The sequence below is a fragment of the Actinomycetospora sp. 2LY8.5 genome (genome assembly GCF_057180585.1).
This window is the reverse complement of record NZ_JBXUHE010000009.1, coordinates 34,397-53,491: the sequence shown is the minus strand read 5'-3', so window position 1 is coordinate 53,491 and position 19,095 is coordinate 34,397. Positions and strand designations below refer to the sequence as shown.

Here is a 19,095-nt window from a genome sequence, read left to right as displayed (position 1 = left end):
ATGGCCGGGAAGCTCGCTCACGGAGGGGGTGGGGGGTCGCCCTGGCGCATCGCCCAGGCGATGAGGGTGATGGGGACGACGACGAGCACGGCGGTGGCGACGGCCGCCAGGACGAACACGCCGGGCACGACCAGCAGGGCCACCCCGAGGACGGCGAGCACGCCGGCGAGGACCCACGGCGCCTTCCCCGCCCGTCGCTCCGCCTCACCGCGCAGGCGCCGTGCGAACGCCGGATCGGCGCCCGCCTCGTGTGCCGCGAGCCGATCGAGCAGATCCTGTTCCCGGCGGGTGAGCGGGCGTTCCATGGCAGACCTCGAGGAGTGCGGGCCGGCGCCGTTGCCGGACGCCGATCAGCATGCCGTGGATCCCCGTCCGGCGCACCCACCGCCGGAGAAGACGGACCGCGGGAGAGAGGATGCGCGCTCGTGGTGAGCGATGCCGAGGAGGCGCTGGTCCAGGAGCAGCTCGAGGCGCTGCACGATCACCACGCGGACGAGCACGAGGAAGACATCGTCTCGATCGCCCTGCCGGCCGCGGAGGGTGAGGAGGACGTCTTCGGGCTGGCCGGGACCTCCGTCGACGGGACGCAGTGGACGGTCGGCGACTGCGAGTTCCGTTTCCCGCTGCAGTCGATCTCGAAGGTCGTCACCTACGCCCTCGCGCTCGAGGACAACGGCCGCGACACGACCGTGCGCCACGTCGGCGTCGAACCGTCCGGCGACCCCTTCAACTCGATCACCTTCGACGACGAGCACCAGCGCCCGCACAACCCGATGGTCAACGCGGGCGCGCTCGTCGCGGCCTACCTCGTGCACGGCGACACCGCCGACGAGAAGGTCGAGCGGATCCTGGCGCGGATGCGGGCGTTCAGCGGCGTCCCGGACCTCGAGGTCGACCAGGACCTGCTCGACGACCAGCTCGCCTCGGCCGACCGGAACCTCGCGATCAGCTACCTCATGCGCTCGCTGGGCATGCTCACCGGCGACATCGAGGACAACCTGCGCGTCTACCTGTCGATGTGCTCGGTCCGCGTCACCACGCGCGAGCTCTCGGCCCTCGGCGCCACGCTCGCCAACGGCGGCCTGAACCCGCTGACCGGCGAGCGGGCCCTCAGCCAGGGCCACGTCCGTGACGTGGTCAGCGTGATGATGACCTGCGGGATGTACGACGCCGTCGGCGAGTGGGCCACCGACGTCGGCATCCCCGCCAAGAGCGGGGTCTCGGGCGGGATCGTCGCCGTGATGCCGGGCCGCCTCGGGCTGGCGACGTTCTCGCCCGGGCTCGACGAGCACGGCAACTCGGTCCGCGGTCAGGCGGTGTTCCGGGAGCTGTCGCTGCGCTACGGGCTGCACATGTTCGCCTCGCCCGACCAGACCCGCTTCGGGCGGCTGCGACGCACCGGAGGACCGAGGCTGACGCGAGCCTCGTCCGCGCTCTGAACCGGGCAGAATGTCGATCGTGGTCGACAAGGCGGAGGGAGAGCTCGTCCGCAAGCAGCTGGACGAGCTCCACGCGAAGTACACGACGTTCGGCACCGAGGAGGTCGTCAGCTACTACCCCGAGGACGCGCCGGAGGAGCAACGGCACCTGTTCGGGCTGGCCGGCACCAACATCGACGGCACCCAGTGGCGCGCCGGCGACTGCTCGGTGTCCTTCCCGCTGCACTCGGTGTCCAAGGTCTTCACCTACGGCCTCGCGCTCGAGGACAACGGCGCGGAGGCCACGCTGGCCCGGGTCGGCGTCGAGCCGTCCGGCGACCCGTTCAACTCGATCACCTTCGACGAGGTCCACCACCGGCCCTACAACCCGATGATCAACGCGGGCGCGCTGGTCGCGGCGAACCTCGTCCAGGGCCGGGACGTCGACGAGAAGGTCGACCGGATCCTCGAGCGCTACCGCGCCTACGCCGGCAACCCGGATCTCGCCGTCGACCAGCGCATCCTGCGCCAGCAGCTGCGCAGCAACGACCGCAACCTGGGGCTCTGCTACGTGATGCGCTCGCTGGGAATGGTCACCGGCGACGTGGACGAGGTGGTCGAGACCTACCTCTCGGCGTGCTCGATCACCGTCACCGCGGCCGACCTCAGCGTCATGGGCGCCACGCTGGCCAACGGCGGGGTCAACCCGGTGACCGGCGAGCGGGCGGTCGCGCGGGAGTACGTCCGTGACATCGTCAGCGTGATGATGACCTGCGGGATGTACGACGCGGCGGGTCAGTGGGCCAACGAGGTCGGCATCCCCGCCAAGAGCGGGGTCTCCGGTGACATCGTCTGCGTCCTGCCCCGCTACTTCGGGTTCGGCGTCTACTCCCCCGGCCTCGACGTGCACGGCAACTCGGTGCGCGGGGTCGGCTTGTGCCGCGAGCTGTCCGAGACCTTCGGCCTGCACGTGTTCGCCGACCCGGCCGACTCGCGGTTCGGGCGGGTGGCACAGCCGGTCATGGCGGCGCCCGACGAGGGATGATGGTCGGGTGCGTGACGTCCGGGCCTCCGACGCCGAGCGCGAGCTCGTGGTCGAGCGCCTCCAGCGTGCCGTCGGCAACGGACGCCTGACCGTCGCGGAGTTCGAGGAACGAGCGGCGGCGGCCTACGCCGCCACCACCCGCGGCGAGCTCGCCGAGCTCACGAAGGACCTGCCCGGTCATCTCTGGTGACCGGCTCGTCCTCGGCCTGCTTCGCCACCAGCGGCCCGGCGGCGGCGTCGACGGCCCGCCGCACGGCCTCGGGGTCGGGACCGGCGTTCTCGAAGAACCGCAGCAGCTCGATCGGCAGCGGCATGACCAGCGTCGAGTTCTTGTCCGAGGCGACGTCGGTGACCGTCTGCAGCAGGCGCAGCTGCAGTGCCCCGGGCGCGGCGCTCATGCGCTCGGACGCCTGCGTGAGCTTCTCGGAGGCCTCGAGCTCGGCCTGCGCGGCGATGACGCGGGCCCGGCGGTCGCGCTCGGCCTCGGCCTGGCGCGACATCGACCGCCGCATGCCCTCCGGCAGCGCGATGTCCTTGATCTCGACGCGGTCGATGCTGACGCCCCAGTCCTCGGTGGGCGCGTCGATGACCGCCTTGAGCTCCGAGTTGATCGCGTCGCGGTCCGACAGCAGCGTGTCGAGGTCGGCCCGGCCGATCACCGAGCGCATCGAGGTCTGGGCGACCTGCGAGGTGGCCCGCAGGTAGTCGTCGACGTTGATCACCGCGCGGACCGGGTCGGCCACGCGGAAGTAGACGACCGCGTCGACGCCGATGGTCACGTTGTCACGGGTGATCGCGTTCTGCGAGGGCACGTCGAGCACCGTCGTCTGCACCGGGACCTTCCGCATGCGGTCGACGAACGGGACGATCACCCGCAGGCCGGGCTGGCGCACCGCGGGCAGCAGCCGCCCGAAGCGCAGCACGACCCCGCGCTGGTACTGCTGCACAGCCTGCACGGCCGCGCCGCCGGTGATCAGCACCAGGAGCACGACCACGAACGCGATGACCAGGAGCGCATCCATGCGCGCCTCCTCCCGACGGGTCCCCCCCAGCGTCCTCCTCGGAGCTGATCATCGGCTGGCGATGCGCTGAGCGGCGCCTGAGCGTCACCGCTTCGGCATGATCACCCACAGCGCGATGTAGATGACGAACTGCGGCCCGGGCAGCAGGCAGGAGAGCACGAAGAGCAGGCGGACGACGCCGGCGGACATCCCGAAACGGTCCGCGAGCCCGGCGCACACCCCCGCGATGACCTTGTTGGACTGCGGCCTGGTCAGCGTGGCCATGGTGATGCCTCCGTCTCGTCGGTGTTCCCTTCCGACGCTCCCCCAACGTGCGAGGCGGGACGCCGGTGCCCGACCCCGGACTTTTCCGGGGTGTGGTCCGGGAACCGTCCCGGACACACCGGCGGGACGCGCGGGCGACGGAACCACCCACCTGAGCTGCGGTGACGGCATGGTTGGTGCGTTCGTCCCACCGTCACCCGGACGGTGCGGCTCATCGCGCCGTCCCACATTGAGACAGGCGTCACGTGCCAGGGGCCCTAGCGTTTCCTGATGTGGACGACGACGTGGTGCCCGTGGGCGGTGGGTCGCGGTCGCTCAAGACCGCGGCGACGGTCCTGCGCGCGCTGCGCCTGCTCGGGGACCACCCCGACGGCCTGTGCGCGACGGATCTCGCCGAGGAGCTCGGCAAGAGCGCCGCGACCGCCCGATACATGATCAACACGCTGTGCGAGGCCGGTTACGCCGAGCGCGCCTCCTCGGGCCGCTGCCGGCTGTCCGACGCGCCGCCGTGGGGGCACTGGGGGACCTCGGCGGAGCCCTCGAGCCCGGTCCCCGGCGATCCCGACCCGGGTGCGGTGCTGGCCGAGGCCACCACGGAGCTCTACCGGCGCACGCGCCAGCGCTCGTACCTGGTGCGCCGCACCGGCACGGTGGTCGCGACGGTCACCGACACGCGCGGTCACCAGGGCCTCGCCAAGCACCCCGGGCTCGGTACCCACGTGCCGCCGGCCCACGCGCACGCCCTCGCCATGACCAAGGTCCTGCTCGCCACGTCGGCGGAGTACCGCGCGGCCGTCGACGAGGAGGGCGACCCGCTGGCCCGTCTGACCCCCGCGACGGTCACCGACCTGCCCGCGCTGCAGGCCGAGCTCGAGGAGGTGCGTCGCGCGGGCGTCGCGCTCGACCGCGAGGAGTTCGCGGGCGGGTTCGCCACCATCGCCGCCCCCGTCGTCTCGCCGTCGGGTGCCGCCACGGTCGCCCTCGGCCTGTCCTGCTCGGCACGCCGCCTCGCCCTCGACGAGGAGGAGCTGGTCGAGGCCGTCCGCGCGGTGGCCGCCCGGGCGAGCGCGCAGTGGGCCGGGGAGATCGGCGCACGTCCGGTCGGCATGCCGCCCGCGCGCCCGAACGACACGGTCGAGATCGGCGAGCCGTTCGCGACCGGGCTCAGCGGCCCACGTCGGTGATGCCGAAGGCCCGCAGGCGCCGGTAGAGCGTCGCGCGGCCGATGCCGAGGGCGCTGGCCGCCTGCGAGCGGTTGCCGCCCGCCTCCACCAGCGCGGACACGATGAGGTCTCGCTCGGCGGTCTCGAGCGGGGTGAGGCGCCGGCGGGTGCCGCTGACCGCGAACTCGGCGGGCAGGTCGGCGGGCTCGACGTCGCCGGCGGGCCGCGCCGCGAGCGCGCGGCGCAGCACGTCGGCGAGCTGGGTGACGTTGCCGGGCCAGCGGGCGCCGGTGAGCAGCGCCGCGGTCTCCGGGGTACATCGGGCCCGGCGCGACGGCGCGAGACGGGTGATCAGGGCCGCGGCGATCAGCGGGATGTCGTCGGGCCGGCGACGCAGCGGCTCGACCAGCACGGACGTGGCGAACTCGGCGAGCACGCCGCCCAGCGGCCCGTCCTCGGGAGCGCGCTCGGCGGTGAGCAGACCGACCACCCACCACGACGGCGGGACCTGCCCGAGCAGGGCGGTGAGCGCGCCGGCACCGGCCTCGTCGAGGGCCTCGGTGTGCCGGACGACGACGGTGACCGGGCCGATGCCGGCGGTGGTCGCCTCCGCGGCGTACCCCGCGAGCGTCACGGCCGCCTCCGGGTCGGCGCCGTCGACGGTGACCCACCGGGCCGCGGGGCGCGCCTCGCCGTGGACGGCGCGGACGGCGGCGGTCTTGCCGGTGCCCGGCTCGCCGAGCACCACCGTGCTGCGGGCCGCGGCTGCGGCCGTGCGCAGCGCCCCGGCGACCGTGCGCCACGGCCGCGAGTCGCCGGCGAGCCCGGGCAGCGGCCGCTCGACCGACGACGGGGACGGCGGGAACCACGCCGAGGACGACCCGGACGCCGCCGGCGGTGCGGGCAGCTCGCCGGTGCGCGAGGAGGTGCGGCTCGCGTCGTCGCCGCCGGCGAGCCGCAGGCTGCTGCGGCTGGGCACGACCTCCACGACGACGCCCACCGGGCGCTCGGCGGGCACCGGTGTGATCATCAGGCGGGCGGGGCCCGCGGTGAGCAGCACGCGGTCCTGGTGGGCGCGCCCGCCCACGCCGAGCTCCATCGCCCGCATCGTGACCCGCTCCTGGTCGAGCGAGGAGAGCTCGCGGGCCGAGCGGTTGACCATGACGAGGTCGTCGGTGAGCGCGAGGACCGGCCCGCGGGTGCGCGCGCACGTCGCGCGGAAGGCCGCCATGACCCGGCGGACGCCGACGCCGCCGCGCTCGCGCAGGACGTCCTCGATGTCGGTGGCGGCCTGCTGGGCCAGGAAGCGCATGAGGTCGTTGGCCTCGGAGCGCAGGCAGGTGACGTCGAGGATGCCGGCGAGCGCGCCGTCCGGGCCGCGGACCGGAGCGCCCGCGCACGCGAACGCCTGCAGGCGCTCGCTGAAGTGCTCGGCGCCGACCACCAGCGCCGGGATCGCGCCCTCGAGCGAGGTGCCCACGCCGTTGGTGCCGGCGAACTCCTCGGCGTAGCTGAAGCCGGGCGCGAGCGAGATGGCGTCGAGGCGGCGCTGGAGCTCGCCCTCGCCGACCCGGCGTTCGAGCACGCGACCGTCGGCGTCGGTGAGCACCACGGCCACCGACATGCCCGAGAGCCGCTCGGCGAGGTCGTCGAGCACCGGGCGCGCGCAGTTGGTGAGGCTGCCGTCGAAGTCGAGGTCGGGCTCGTAGGGGAGGTCGAGGTGGGTGGCGTCGACGCCGGCGGCCCGCGACCGCTCCCAGGAGTCGACGATCTCTGGACGGACGATGCCGGAGGCGCTCACGGAGCCTCGGTCGACGAACCACTCACGCGCGCGACCGAGGGCGCTCTGGGCGCGTCCGTCCATGGGCCACCTCGCCATCTGCCACCACCACGGAGTGACGGCTAACACGCGATGGTACGGCCCCGACGGTGCCTTCAGGGACCCTCGATTGTCTCGGATCGAGACGCCGCGGAGGGCGACGCCGCAGGTCAGGACCGGGTGGACGGAGCGGCACCGGCCCTCGGCAGGATCTCAGCCGGGGTCGGCGCCCGACGCCCGGCCCTCGCCGGCGTCCGGCGGGCGGACGAAATCCTGCGGGGTGGCCTGCTCGAGGAACGCGCGCATCTCCTCCACCTGCTCGGCGGCCTCGCGCGCGGGCTCCTGCCGGTCGCCGCCCAGCTCGGTGTACGACTGGCCGACCGCGTCCACCACGGAGTCCGCGACCTCGAGGGGCAGGGCCTCACGCACGGTCACCGCGAGCACGTCGCTCGGGCGCCCGGGCAGGCGCGTGCCGTCGTCGAGCACCAGCTCCGCCCGGAAGCGGTCGTCGACGAGGTCGACGATCTCCCCGCGCGCCAGGCGATGCCCGAGCAGCGCGGCGAGCTCGCCGACGAGATCCTGGGTGAGGCGGTCGTCGTCGTCCGGCGACGCCGCGCGCGGGCCCCGGTCGATGACCTCCGCCTGCGGTCCCCGCACCGAGACCACCACGCAGCGGTCGGCGTCCTCCTCGACGAGCAGCGCGAGCGGCTCGCGGGTCATCCGGTGCACCACGAGCCGCGCGAAGCGCATCGCGACCACGGTCAGTCCCGGGAGGTGTCGGTCGAGTCGACCGGGTCGAACGCCGCCCGCAGCGCCGCGAGGTCCTGGCGCACCCGCTCGGCGTCCTGGCCCTCGCCCCACGACGGGTCACCGGGGGTGATGCCGAGGGAGCTCAGGAGCTCCGCGGCCGCGGCCGAGGGGTCGCCGTTCTCGCCCAGGACCGGGTGCAGGCCCTGGTCCGCGAGGTGCTCGAACACCAGGTTGACGACGGTCCACGGGTTGTACTTCTCGATCACTCGTCTCCCTCCGGCGTGTCGGTGAGCTCCACCTCGTCGAGCGTCTCGAGCTCGGACGGGCTCAGGGCGCGGGCGCCCTCGAGGACCGTCCCCTGGTGCTCGGCGATGCGCTGGTCGACGCGCTGGCTGAGCTGGTAGGCGATCGCGCCGGTCTGGTGCACCGAGATCGTGTCCGGCAGCGACTGCCGTGTGGACGTGATCGCCACGCCCTGGGGCACGCCGTCGGCGACGGCCACGCCGACGTCGAACGTCTCGCGCGGGTTGGTCGCAGGGTCCGCGTAGTGCTTCTTGAGCTGGCGCAGCATCTTGTGCCAGCCGAGCACCTCGCCCTCGAGCTCGAGGGCGGTGACGTCGTCCTCGGTGAGGTTCATGCCGCGCTCGCCGGGCGCGAAGCAGCGCGAGTACGACAGCAGCGCGGTGGTCCACAGCGACTCGACGACGACCGGGTCCGGCTCCGGGACGTTGAGTGCCGTGACGAGGCGCTCGCAGCACAGCAGCACCGTCTGCAGGTCGTCGAAGACGGCGGCGAGGTCGGCGAGAGCCACCGCGGCCGGCGATCCGATGCGCCGGACGGTGCGCGGGGTCTCGCTGGGGGCGCTCATGCGACGAGCTCCTTCGTGGAGGCGGCACGCAGCGCAGCGGAGCTGCCGCGGCGGCGTCGGGTCGTGTGGACGGTGTCGCTGGTGTACGGCGCCGGCACGTCGTCGAGAACGCCGTCGAGGACGCTGTCGAGCAGGGCCACGAGCGCGACGTCGCGTTCCACCGAGCCGGGCGGCCCGGCCACGGCGATCAGCCCGTGGATCGCGGCGACGAGCTCGTCGAGGGCGGCGAGTCCGCAGCTCACGAGGGCCCAGCGCGGGAGGCGGCGAGCGAGCGGGCGTGGCAGCACCGTGCCCCACAGCCGCCGGGACCGGCGGGCCCGGGCGAGCCGCCGGGACGCGCCCCGGTCGTACGGGCGGCTCAGGAGGGTGGCCTCGGCGGTCAGGGCCACGAGCCGCCAGGTCAGGGCGGGGTCGGTGCTCTCGGCGCGCGCGAGCGCCTCGGCCCGGCCCAGCAGCACCGCCCGCCCCTGCGCCGAGCACCGGTCGTTGACCAGGGTGGCCAGCGCGGCGACGGCGGGGTGGGTGCACCGGGGCCAGGCCCGGAACGGTTCCCCCGCGAGCACCGACACGTGCTCCATGAGGCAGCGGCCGGCCCCGGGTTCGTCGTGGTTACCGGGGTCGAGCTGCACCGGGTCGCGGTCCGGATGGCGCGGCATGGCGGGAGCTCTCCTCTCGAGCGGGCCCGCTCTACAGCCCGTAACGGGCCGCGAGCTGACCGCGGCAGATGCTGGTGTTCGCGTCGACGCCGACCTGGTACGAGCGCGCCTTGCGCAGGTGCAGCGGCAGGGCCTCGAGCCCCACCGTCCGGCCCACGGGGTCGACGACCAGGGGCGCCTCGTCGTCGGCCGGGATGCCGAGCTCGCGGCGGCGTGCCCGCAGACGGCGCAGGTCGTCGCCGTCGGCGACACCTTCGGCGTCCCCGAGGGTCATCTCGGCGACCTGCTCCGGGGTGGCGCCCGCGCGCATCATCGGACGCACGACGAGGTCGGTGCCGGCCATCATCGCCCGCTCGGTGAACGACCGACGCAGGTCGTGCAGCTCCTCGACGGCCTCGCCGACCTCGCTACCGGCCATCGAGGTGACGAAGCCGGCCCGCGCGGCGACGCCGGCGTTGATGGCGTCGGAGGCGAAGTGGTCGATGAGGGTCACGTCGACGTCCACGAGCCCCTCCACCTGCGACACCGCGTCCCAGGCGTCGGCGACCATGAGGAACGCGAAGTTGGGCGCGCAGAAGTAGGTGGGCAGGCGCAGGCGCACGTGCGCGATCCCGTCGTCGCTCACGGAGCACTCGGCCACGAAGTCCAGGCTGACGACGTCGTTGTCGAGCTCCGGGTCGCGCACCGTGCGCAGCGCCCCCCACACCCCCGCCACCAGGGTGGCGGGGGCGTCGGGGACGTGGGACACGGAGCCAGACACGCAGCCCGCCGAGAGGGGAGCTGGACCCGTGTCCAGCGTCATGCCTGCGCCACCTCGCGCTCGTCGACGAGCTGGGCGCCCTCGCCCTCGGCGATCCGGCACTCGGCAGGCACCTCGATGCCGTAGAGCTTCGCCGCGTTCAGACCGAGGATCTTCTTCTTGCCGTTCGTGTCCAGACGCGGGTAGTCCGAGAACTGGTCGTCGTCGGGCATCGTCCAGTCGACGAGGCCCTCGATCTGCCACTTCGGTTCCCAGATGTTGTAGTCCGACCCGAAGGTCATCTTGTCCTCGCCGACCCAGAACAGCAGCTCGCCCATCACCTTGGCGAAGAACTTCGGACGGGCGTGCATGAGGCCACCGATGACCACCGAGAGTCCGGCGTACACGTTGGGCTCCTGCGTCGCCATGAAGCAGAAGTCCTCGATGCGCGGCAGGCCCACGTGCTCGACGATGAAGTTCAGGCCCTGGAAGTCGGTGGCCGCGTGGTCGACGTCGGAGACGTCGAACGCGTCCTTGTCCAGCGGCCAGATGGTCGGGCCCTTGTGGACGTGGATGTTCTTGACGCCCAGCTCCTCGGCCCGCTGCAGGAAGCGGTAGGCCTCCGGGTCGGTGAGCTTGTAGCCGCGCGAGTCACCGTTCCACTCGGCGGTGTAGAGCTTCGCGCCGATGCAGCCGTACTTGCGGACGTTCTCCTCGAACTCCCGCATGCCGGCGTCGCCGTCACGCGGGTCGAACCGCGTGTTCAGGATGAACTTGCCCGGGTACTTCTGGGCCAGGTACCCGTTCTGCTCGGTCGTGTTGAAGCCGTTCGTGTACCACTCCTTGAGGTACGTCGACTGGAAGATCGCGACGTCGACGTACCCCTCCTCGAACTCCTCGCGCATCAGCTGTTCTTCGGAGACCTTCTGGAACTCCTCGATCGGCTGATGCGTGTCGGCGGGGCCGAGACCCTGGTAGGCGTGGAAGCACTCGATCCAGCCCTTGGCGTACTGCTCGGCGCCCGGCACCCAGTTCTGCGGCGACGCGTCCCAGTAGTGCATGTGGGAATCGACGATGAAGTACTTCTCGCCGTCCTTCTCGTACATGTGGTGGTGTCCTTCCTGTACTCGGCCGGCTAGGGGACGAGGATCGCCCGGCCGCGGACCTTCCCCGCGTCCAGGTCGTGCAGGGCGTCCAGCGCCGACGTCAGCGGGTACTGGGCGGTGTGGAGCGTGACCTTGCCGCTCTGGGCCAGGACCATCAGTTCCGCGAGGTCGTTGTACGTCCCGACGATGTTGCCGATGACGTTCTTCTCGCCGGCGACGAAATCGAGGGTCGGGGCCCGGAACTCACCGCCGTAGCCGAGGTTGAACTGGTAACCCGCCGGCCCGGTCATCTGCCAGGCCTCCAGCTCGACCCCCTGCTCGGCCACGTAGTCGAAGACCACGGTGGCGCCCCCGCCGGTGAGGTCCTGGACCGCACCCACGTGGTTGCCGTCGGCCACGACGGTCTCGTCCGCGCCGATCTGCTTGGCGAGCTCCAGCGCGGCCGGGTTCTTGTCGACCACGATGATCCTGGTCGCGGTCAGGGCGGCGAGCGCCTGGATGCCGATGTGGCCCAGGCCGCCGGCCCCGATGACGACGGCCGTCGTGCCCGGGTACAGGTACGGGACGGCCTTGCGCACCGCGTGGTAGGCGGTGATGCCCGCGTCGGCGAGCGCCGCGACGTCCGCCGGGTTGGTGTCCGGGTTCAGCTTCACGCAGGCACGGGCGGTGGTCCGCAGGTACTCGGCCATCCCGCCGTCGTTGTTGGACAGGCCGGGGAAGAACGCGTCCCCGGTGCACTGCATGTCCCGGCCCGCCCGGCAGGCCAGGCACAGCCCGCAGGAGGGCTGCGGGTGCAGGATCACCGTGTCGCCCGGCCGGACGTTGGTGACGGCGTCGCCGACCTCGTGCACCCAGCCGGCGTTCTCGTGCCCGATGACGTAGGGCAGCTCCGGGTTCTGGATGTCGGCCCAGTCGCCGTCGACGATGTGCAGATCGGTCCGGCAGACGCCCGCGCCACCGATCTTGACGATGACGTCGAGCGGACCCTGGAGCTTGGGCTCCGGGATGTCGTCGATGCTCGGATCCTGCTTGTACCCGTGGACACGGACGGCCTTCACGACGAGCTCCTCCCAATGGTCACAGCGGTCACAGCGGTCACCCCATCGACGGGCCGAGGCCCATCGACTGGGGCGTGCTCGAGTCGGGCGCCGGCTGCGGCAGCCCCTCGTCGAGCTGGCCGAACTCTGTCATGAGGGACTTGTTCCACGGGGTCTGTTCCTCGGCGACCAGCGAGTTCGTCGTGAGGATCAGGCCGGCGACCGAGGCGCCGTTCTGGAGCGCGGAACGCACGACCCGCAGCGGGTCGATGATGCCGAGCTCGACCATGTTGCCGAAGCGCCCCTCGAGGGCGTCGAAGCCCTCGTCGACGCCGAGGTCGCGGGTCTGCTTGACGACGTCGCCGCCCTCGTACCCCGCGTTGGTCGCGATGAGGTTCGCCGGCTCCGCGAGCGCGGCCCGCACGATCTCGGCGCCGATGCGCCCGTCGCCGGTCAGGCCGTCGAGGTCGGCGAGCGCGGCCTCGGCGTGCAGCAGCGCCGCACCGCCGCCGGCCACGATGCCCTCGGCCATGGCCGCACGGGTCGCCTGCAGCGAGTCGTCGACGCGGTGGCGGACCTCCTTGAGCTCCGCGTTGGTGGGCGCGCCGACCTGGAGGATCGCGGCCTTGCCCGACAGCCGCGCGATGCGCTCGGAGAACCAGTCCTCGTCGGTGCCGATCGTCGCGCGGTCCATCTCGGCGCGCAGCTGCTGGACGCGGGTCTCGCGCGCCGTCGGGTCGCCGAGACCGCCGATGATCGCGGTCTGGTCGCTGGTGGCGCGGACCTGCGTCGCGCGGCCGAGGTGCTCGGCGCCCATCTGCTCGAGCCCGAACGCCGACGCCTTGGAGTACACCTTGCCGCCGCAGAGCGCGGCCATGTCCTCGAGGAGGTGGACGCGCTTCTCGCCGAAGCCCGGAGCCTGGATCGCGGTGACCTTGAGGTGCCCGTTCACGTGGTTGTGCACGAGCATCTGCAGCGCGGAGCCCTCGACCTTCTCCGCGACGATCACGAGCGGCCGGGGGTCGCGCATGATCCGCTCGAGCACCGGCATGAGGGAGCGCACATCGGTGATCTTCTCGGCCGAGAAGAGGATGTACGGGTCGTCGAGGACGGCCAGCATCGAGCCAGGGTCGGTCACCAGGTACGGCGAGACGTAGCCGTTGTCGAACTCGAAGTCCTCGACGAAGTTCACGTGCAGGCCCAGCATCGGGCCGTCGTCGACGGTGATGACGCCGTCGTCGCCGACGGTGTGCAGGGTCTCCGCGACGACGCGGCCGATGGCGTCGTCGTCGTTGGCGGAGATCGCGGCGACGCGGGCGAGCGCCTCGACGTCGTCCACCGGGTGCGCCACCGACGCGAGGTGGTTGACGATGCGCGCCACGGCGGCGTCGATCCCGCGCTTGACGAGCACCGGGTTGCCGCCCTGACCGATGGCCTTGAGGCCCTCGCGGACGATCGCCTGGGCGAGCACGGTCGACGTGGTGGTGCCGTCACCGACCACGTCGTTGGTCTTGACGGCCGCCTCCTTGAGGACCTGCGCGCCCATGTTCTCGAACTGGTCGCGCAGGTAGATCTCCCGCGCGATCGTGACGCCGTCGTTCGTGACCTCCGGCGTGCCGGTGATCTTCTCGAGGATGACGTTGCGTCCCTTGGGCCCGAGAGTCGATTTCACCGCTTCGGCGAGCTGGTCGACTCCAGCCTGGAGAGCCCTGCGCGCGTCGGCGCCGAATCGCAGTTCCTTGGCCATGTCCTCACTTCTCCGGTGCTCTGGGGCGCGAACGGGGAGTCAACGGTTCTTCGGTGTTCTTCGGTGGTCGTGCAACGGCCTCGGGTCGCCGCACAACCCACCCCGCGCGCGGGAGTGCGACGACCCGAGGACCGGTGTCCTACTTGTTCACCACCGGAGGCAGCATGTCGCCGATGAACTCGGCGGCCTCCTCGAGATTGCCGAACATGATCGTCCGGTCATCCATGTGGATCATCTTCCCGTAGTGGGTCGACATGTTCTCCTCGAACTCGGCGGCGTTGTAGAAGTCGGGCTCCTCGCCGAGCGCCTCGGAGATCTCCGAGTACACGAAGTCCATGCGTCCCTGACAGTCCACGCGGATCATCGAGGGCAGGTGCTGGACGGTGACGTTCGGCTGGCGGTTCATCACCTCGGCCACCACGACGCCGACCTGGTTGTTCATTAGCGTCACACCGGCCATGCCGGACTCGGTGTTGTCCTGCTTGAACGGGCTCTCGGCCGTCTTGAAGGACTTCGTCGTCACTGGTTCAGCTCCTTCGGAGTCTCGAGCCCGAGATCGGTGAGGATCCCGGAGAAACGGCTCTTGGCGCGGTCGAGGCTGTCCTCGAAGCGCGGGGGCTTGGCGTCGGGCTGCGACCACAGCGGCTGCATCGCGCGGGCCGCCTCGAGGCACTGGGGCACCCATGTGGCCAGCCAGCCGTTGAACAGGTCCTTGTTGTGCTGCGCGAACTCACGGTCCTGGGTCAGCGGGGCGAAGGCGGCCACGGTCCAGCGCAGGTCGCGCTGGGCGTAGTCGTACTCACCGGCACCCACGACGGTCGGCGTCACGTAGTCGCCGTTGCCGGCCGCCGACTGCATGACCAGGCCGGACCGGAACAGCTCGCCGAGCAGAGGCTCGAAGACGATGTTGGTAGCGAAGATCATCTCGCCCCAGTCGTCCTCGATCGCCGTGATCGCCTCGGTGACCTTGCGGACGCCCTGCCACTCGGGGTCGTTGTTCCACGCGTCGAGGTGCGCGGTGCCGTCGAAGCCCTCGATCTCCTCGGTGAGGGTGAGGTTGTAGAGCGCGAGGTCCTGCGCGAATCGGATCTTGTGCTCGCTGTTCACCGCCATCGCGGTGTTGTGCATGTTCGTCGGGCCGGACCGGTTGCAGCCGGCGAAGACGTACAGCCCGAGGATGTGCTCGATGTGCATCCAGGCGCCGACGTTGCGCTCGACGAAGCGCACCCAGTTCGGGGTCCACTGGTCGAACGCCTTCGCGTTGCGGGCGTTCTCGACGTTCTGGTTGATCTGCCGGACAACGTTGGCGTTGTACCGGTACATCGTGAGTTCCCACTCTTCGTTGGGATCACGGAACTCGTGCCAGCCGTGGGCGGGCCAGTCCTCGACGTGCTTGCCGCCGGAGCCGGGGCCACGCTCGGGCTCGGGGTTGTCGACGCCCCACGCCTTGAGCTTCGTCCAGGTCAGCGGGTAGCCGCGGGAGCCGTCGGCGAAGCCGTAGATCCACCCCTGGGCGAGGTAGTGGCGCGGGTCCGGCTGGACCTCGACCGTCACGTCCTCGTAGTGGGTCTGCTTGCGCTTCGCCGGCTTGAAGTAGTTGTAGCGCCGGGCGCCGGGCCCGGAGTCGGGGAACTCCTTGGCGCCCGCCTCCGCGTCGGTGAAGACGGGCTTCGGAACGCTCCGCTCTGGACGTTCTTCGGTGCTTGTCATGGGTTAGCCCTCGTCCTCCGGCTCTCCAGTGGTGGTGAACTTGTCGTAGTAGATGTGCTGCTCGTCCATTCCGCGCTGGGTCAGCAGGGCGATTGCCGCATCCACCATCGGCGGCGGCCCGCACACATACGCATCCATCCCTTCCAGCGCCGGCTCGTTCTCCCGGACGACCTCGGTGATGAGGCCCGTCGCGCCGTCCCAGTCGTCGCCGTCGTGCTCGGAGAGAGCGGGGATGTAGCGGAATCCGGGGATCTTCTCCTCGAGGGCGTGGAGCTCGTCCTCGAAGCACAGATCGGCCTTCGTGCGGGCGCCGTAGTAGAGGCGCGCCTGGCGCTCCCCGTCCTTCTCCGCGAGCGCCCGCAGGAGACCGAGCAGCGGGGCCATGCCCGCGCCGCCGCCGATGAACACGATGTCCGAGGTCCGGTTCTCCCGCAGGGTGCAGGTACCGAACGGCGCCTCCACCTCGATGCGGTCGCCGATCGACACCTTCTTCTCCAGGAACTGCGAGAAGGCGCCGTCCGGGTAGATCTTGATGACGAACTCGAACACACCTTCGCGGTTCGGGAGGTTCGCCATCGAGAACGACCGGACCTCGCCCGTCTCGGGCACCGTCAGGTCCATGTACTGGCCCGGGAAGAACTTGATGTCCTCGCCGGCGACCTGCTTGACCACGAGGTGGCGCATGTCGTGGGTCACGGCGTCGTTGGCGAGCACCTCCACGGTGCCCTTCCGCAGCGGGAGACCGCTCCGGATGATCTCCTCGTCGTAGTTGAGGAGCTCGATGACCAGGTCGTCGTAGGCGTGGGCGCGGCAGAGGAGCGTCTGTCCCTCCTCGCGCTCCATGTCGGGAAGGGCGAAGGTCGAGTACCGGTCCAGCTCGATCTCGTCCATGTCGCCCTCGAGGACGAACGATTTGCAGGCGGCGCACTGGCCTTCCTTGCAGCCGTGCATCAGCTGGACGCCCTGTTCCGATGCGGCCCGCAGGATCGTCTGGTCCTCGTCGACCTCGATCTCGATGCCCACCGGTTCGAATCGAACGCGGTGCTTCTCACCCATCGATGGCTTCTCCGTTCGGGAGGAAAGGTGCCGAAATCCGGACGAATCTCCTCAGATTCGGCCGGACGAGGGCGTGAGGGATCGAGGGAGGGCCGGGTGACCCCGGCCCTCCCTCTCACCTCACCGTGCTGGCCTCGACCAGCTCGCGGTGGCTAGCTGGTCGCGTCGGCCGGACGGCCGGCGGGGCCCTGCTGGTTGTAGTCGGCCACGAACGCCTCGCGCTCGGCGTCGCTCATCTCGTTGAGGATGACGTTGGGGCTGGCCACGTGCGGCATGCGCCGAAGGTGGTCGAGCGTCCACATCTTCTTCGGGTCGAGATCGAGGTGCGGCTGGGCCGTCATGGTCTTGCCGTCGTCGCGGACGAAGCCCATGTCGGACACCACGTCGGCCCAGTTCCATCCGTGGTACAGCGTCTCCCACTCGCGGTGACCCACGAGCTTGCCCATGTTCGGGGTCTCGCGACCCTGGTACGTGGGCCGGAAGGCCTCGGCGTCGGTCCAGCGGCAGGCCTCGTGGCAGTACGTCCGCCACTGGCCGTCCACCTTGTCGACGACCATGTCCTCGCGCACCAGACACGGGACCATGCACGTCCAGCAACGGTGCGGGTACACGTAGTCGACGTCCTCGGCGACGATCGGGTGGTGCCCGTTCGGCTTCGCCAGGCGGTTGTAGTTCTCCCACCACTTGCCGTACTTGTCGTACCAGCCCGGGTACTTGTACTCGAACCACTCGAAGTCGTCGTCGGTCATGCCGTCGATGCGCCAGTAGTTCGCGAGCCACCCGGTGGCGAAGAACTGCGCGACCTCGTGGACGTAGCCCTTGTTCCAGATCTGGTTCCAGGACTCCTCGACCAGGTCGTGCGGGATCACGAGGCCGTACTTCTCGAGCGGCAGCAGGTACGCCCGGTAGTAGTCGTCGTAGATCCAGCGGCGCCACATCTCGGCGTAGGACTCGCGGTCCTTGCGCCGGTCCTTGGTGCCGTACTCGATGAACGTGCCGATCGCGGCGTCCACCACGCGGTGGTTGTTCCACCACGCGTAGCGCAGGTCGCGCTCGAGCAGCTGACGGTTGTCCTCGTCCGACAGCGCCATCAGCAGCGTGGCGTAGCCGTTCGAGATGTGGCGCGACTCGTCCGACTGGACCGAGTGGAACACCGTGGGCAGCAGGTAGTCACCGTTGGCCGCGGCCTCGGCCGGCATGGCCACGAACAGGGTGTTCGTGAACGCCGTCTCGGCGACGATCGTCAGGTAGATGCTGGCCGCGGTGATCGCGTCACCGGTGATGAATCCCTCGGCGAACTGACGGCCGATGGTGCCGCAGTAGTCCGAGTGGAAGTTCCGGAGGGTGTTGTTGAAGCCCGCCGGGTCGATGTAGTTGTTCATGTACAGCCGCTTGAGGTTCTGCTGGATCGTGCTGTGCCGAACCTCGTCGATCATCTGGATCGCCTGGCCGTTGTGCAGCTCCGGGTTGGGAACGGCCTGGAACAGCATCGGCATCGACCGGGCGGCCGAGATCTCCGGCAGTGGGATGATCGACAGGAAGAGCTTCTGCCACTCCAGCCAGCGCTCCTGGACCTGGCGGAACATGTTCCCGCGGATCGCACCGTCGGATGCACCGTAGACGCGGTTGTCCTTCTCCTCCTGCATGGGGAAGTAGGACCGGAGGACCTGCTTGAGCGGGTCCTTCTTGGCCGCCTTACGGAAGGTGTAGTCCGTCCCGTACTTCATGTACGGCTCGTGATACACCGGCTCCCAGGAAAGTTCCTGGATCTTCTGGTGAGCCTTCGCCAAACTCTGTCGGCTCATCTTCTTCTCCTTGTGGAGTTCCAGCTCGGCGTACGGGGTTCCGCAGCCGTGGTCCGTGGTGGTGGCCGCCGGCGCCGGTGGGGCTGGTTGGCGCTGTGCGGCACGGCCGGTGTCGGCCCGCGTCAGTACCCGGGGGGTACGGGGTCGGCCGGCAGCGGTGGCGGGAGATCGGCACCGTCGGCGTCGGGCTCACGCCATCCGCGCGTGGTGGTGCGGGCGACGTCGCGGACGCCGCCCGTGGACTCCTCCGCGTGCGTGGCGAAGCGCCACACAGGCGTGGAGATCGAGGCCCCGGCGGCGGCCCGCCCGGCGGGGGCGTGGATCGGCGCGCCGAGGCGGCGGAAGGACGGGTGGAACGTCAGGTCGTGGGGGGCTGTGGCATCACCGCCATCACCCCAGGCGTCGCCCCAGGGCGGGGTCTCGGTGAGCCGGAACGTGCCGGTCCGGCCGTCGCGGACCGCGAAGCCCTCCTGGCACAGGGTGTTGAGCAGGTAGCGGGCGGTGGCCGTGCTCTTGCCGAGCTCGGCGGCCAGCGCCTCCGCGGTGGCGCCCTCCTCGGCGGCCCCGAGGAAGCGCAGCGCCGTGAGCGCCTCGGCAGCGGTCTTGAGGGAGCGACCCCCGCTGACGCCGCGGCCGTGGCGCGATTCCGTCATGGGTGCTCCTCCTCCCCGCTGTCGGATGTTCGCCCTGCTCCGATCGGCCCTCGCGCGCCGTCATGCGAAGGTCACTGAACGCGTCCGCGGCCCCTGTGGTCAACATCACTGTTTCCGTGTGCAGATGCTGCACCAGCCGCTGGCCGCGGCAGGTCGACCGCCGCTCGCGGACGATCATCGGGGGCCCGCCGACGAGCGGCGGGCGAGCGGTCGGGGCGCCATCCGGCGCGTGGCCCG

At 71.0% G+C, this 19,095-nt stretch carries 21 protein-coding genes; 4 read left to right on the top strand and 17 right to left on the bottom strand.

Annotated elements, in window-relative coordinates:
• Positions 1–17: 17 nt before the first annotated feature.
• On the bottom strand, positions 18–305 hold the full coding sequence (locus AC2A1K_RS13250) for a DUF3040 domain-containing protein (RefSeq protein WP_483896772.1): 288 nt from the start codon (positions 303–305) through the stop codon (positions 18–20).
• A 123-nt stretch (positions 306–428) separates the two neighbouring features.
• Here AC2A1K_RS13250 and glsA (AC2A1K_RS13245) point away from each other — a divergent pair, with 123 nt between their 5' ends.
• The 3 genes from glsA (AC2A1K_RS13245) to AC2A1K_RS13235 are packed head-to-tail and all read left to right on the top strand — an operon-like array spanning position 429 to position 2,653.
• Complete coding sequence (gene glsA, locus AC2A1K_RS13245; RefSeq protein WP_483896771.1) at positions 429–1,439, top strand: glutaminase A; 1,011 nt, start codon at positions 429–431, stop codon at positions 1,437–1,439.
• A gap of 19 nt (positions 1,440–1,458) precedes the next feature.
• Entirely contained in the window at positions 1,459–2,463 is a 1,005-nt protein-coding gene (glsA, locus tag AC2A1K_RS13240) for a glutaminase A (RefSeq protein WP_483896770.1), read from the top strand.
• Between the two features lie 7 nt (positions 2,464–2,470).
• The gene (locus AC2A1K_RS13235) at positions 2,471–2,653 is read left to right on the top strand and encodes a DUF1707 SHOCT-like domain-containing protein (protein WP_483896769.1); all 183 of its coding nucleotides are present in this window, start codon (positions 2,471–2,473) and stop codon (positions 2,651–2,653) included.
• On the opposite strand, the gene AC2A1K_RS13230 is transcribed toward AC2A1K_RS13235, so the two are convergent.
• Both AC2A1K_RS13230 and AC2A1K_RS13225 read right to left on the bottom strand, forming a co-directional pair.
• A complete protein-coding gene (locus AC2A1K_RS13230; protein ID WP_483896768.1) occupies positions 2,622–3,485 on the bottom strand; it encodes a slipin family protein in 864 nt (287 codons plus the stop codon). The genes AC2A1K_RS13235 and AC2A1K_RS13230 overlap by 32 nt on opposite strands.
• Before the next feature lie 84 nt (positions 3,486–3,569).
• On the bottom strand, positions 3,570–3,749 hold the full coding sequence (locus tag AC2A1K_RS13225; protein ID WP_483896767.1) for a PspC domain-containing protein: 180 nt from the start codon (positions 3,747–3,749) through the stop codon (positions 3,570–3,572).
• 272 nt (positions 3,750–4,021) lie between these two features.
• Between AC2A1K_RS13225 and AC2A1K_RS13220 the strand changes: the two genes are divergently transcribed.
• Positions 4,022–4,933, top strand: coding sequence for an IclR family transcriptional regulator (locus AC2A1K_RS13220; protein ID WP_483896766.1), 912 nt, complete (start codon positions 4,022–4,024; stop codon positions 4,931–4,933).
• On the opposite strand, the gene AC2A1K_RS13215 is transcribed toward AC2A1K_RS13220, so the two are convergent.
• From AC2A1K_RS13215 to AC2A1K_RS13150, 14 genes are all read right to left on the bottom strand, one after another.
• Positions 4,914–6,713, bottom strand: a complete 1,800-nt coding sequence (locus AC2A1K_RS13215; protein WP_483896765.1) for a sigma-54-dependent Fis family transcriptional regulator — start codon at positions 6,711–6,713, stop codon at positions 4,914–4,916. The genes AC2A1K_RS13220 and AC2A1K_RS13215 overlap by 20 nt on opposite strands.
• Positions 6,714–6,944: 231 nt before the next feature.
• Positions 6,945–7,481, bottom strand: a complete 537-nt coding sequence (locus tag AC2A1K_RS13210) for a bifunctional nuclease domain-containing protein (protein ID WP_483896764.1) — start codon at positions 7,479–7,481, stop codon at positions 6,945–6,947.
• Positions 7,482–7,492: 11 nt separating this feature from the next.
• Entirely contained in the window at positions 7,493–7,747 is a 255-nt protein-coding gene (locus tag AC2A1K_RS13205; protein WP_483896763.1) for a hypothetical protein, read from the bottom strand.
• Positions 7,744–8,349 (bottom strand): hypothetical protein, encoded by a 606-nt coding sequence (locus AC2A1K_RS13200; RefSeq protein ID WP_483896762.1) that lies wholly within the window; start codon positions 8,347–8,349, stop codon positions 7,744–7,746. Before AC2A1K_RS13200 ends, AC2A1K_RS13205 begins: the two co-directional genes overlap by 4 nt.
• Entirely contained in the window at positions 8,346–9,005 is a 660-nt protein-coding gene (locus tag AC2A1K_RS13195) for a hypothetical protein (RefSeq protein WP_483896761.1), read from the bottom strand. The genes AC2A1K_RS13200 and AC2A1K_RS13195 overlap by 4 nt, the downstream gene beginning before the upstream one ends.
• Positions 9,006–9,036: 31 nt before the next feature.
• Positions 9,037–9,807, bottom strand: a complete 771-nt coding sequence (locus AC2A1K_RS13190) for an iron-sulfur cluster assembly protein (protein ID WP_483896760.1) — start codon at positions 9,805–9,807, stop codon at positions 9,037–9,039.
• Positions 9,804–10,850, bottom strand: a complete 1,047-nt coding sequence (locus AC2A1K_RS13185) for an amidohydrolase family protein (RefSeq protein ID WP_483896759.1) — start codon at positions 10,848–10,850, stop codon at positions 9,804–9,806. Before AC2A1K_RS13185 ends, AC2A1K_RS13190 begins: the two co-directional genes overlap by 4 nt.
• A gap of 29 nt (positions 10,851–10,879) precedes the next feature.
• Positions 10,880–11,908 (bottom strand): NAD(P)-dependent alcohol dehydrogenase, encoded by a 1,029-nt coding sequence (locus AC2A1K_RS13180; protein WP_483896758.1) that lies wholly within the window; start codon positions 11,906–11,908, stop codon positions 10,880–10,882.
• Positions 11,909–11,945: 37 nt separating this feature from the next.
• Positions 11,946–13,634: a chaperonin GroEL gene (gene groL, locus AC2A1K_RS13175; RefSeq protein WP_483896757.1), complete on the bottom strand. Its 1,689-nt coding sequence runs from the start codon at positions 13,632–13,634 to the stop codon at positions 11,946–11,948.
• 139 nt (positions 13,635–13,773) lie between these two features.
• Entirely contained in the window at positions 13,774–14,157 is a 384-nt protein-coding gene (gene mimD / locus AC2A1K_RS13170) for a propane 2-monooxygenase effector subunit MimD (protein WP_483896756.1), read from the bottom strand.
• Complete coding sequence (locus AC2A1K_RS13165; RefSeq protein ID WP_483896755.1) at positions 14,154–15,344, bottom strand: ferritin family protein; 1,191 nt, start codon at positions 15,342–15,344, stop codon at positions 14,154–14,156. Before AC2A1K_RS13165 ends, mimD begins: the two co-directional genes overlap by 4 nt.
• Positions 15,345–15,347: 3 nt before the next feature.
• Positions 15,348–16,400 carry an FAD-binding oxidoreductase gene (locus tag AC2A1K_RS13160; protein ID WP_483896754.1) on the bottom strand — a complete coding sequence of 351 codons (1,053 nt, stop codon included), beginning with the start codon at positions 16,398–16,400 and terminating at the stop codon, positions 15,348–15,350.
• A gap of 152 nt (positions 16,401–16,552) precedes the next feature.
• The gene (locus AC2A1K_RS13155) at positions 16,553–18,205 is read right to left on the bottom strand and encodes a ferritin family protein (RefSeq protein ID WP_483896753.1); all 1,653 of its coding nucleotides are present in this window, start codon (positions 18,203–18,205) and stop codon (positions 16,553–16,555) included.
• A gap of 122 nt (positions 18,206–18,327) precedes the next feature.
• Positions 18,328–18,858 carry a helix-turn-helix domain-containing protein gene (locus AC2A1K_RS13150; protein ID WP_483896752.1) on the bottom strand — a complete coding sequence of 177 codons (531 nt, stop codon included), beginning with the start codon at positions 18,856–18,858 and terminating at the stop codon, positions 18,328–18,330.
• Positions 18,859–19,095 lie beyond the last annotated feature (237 nt).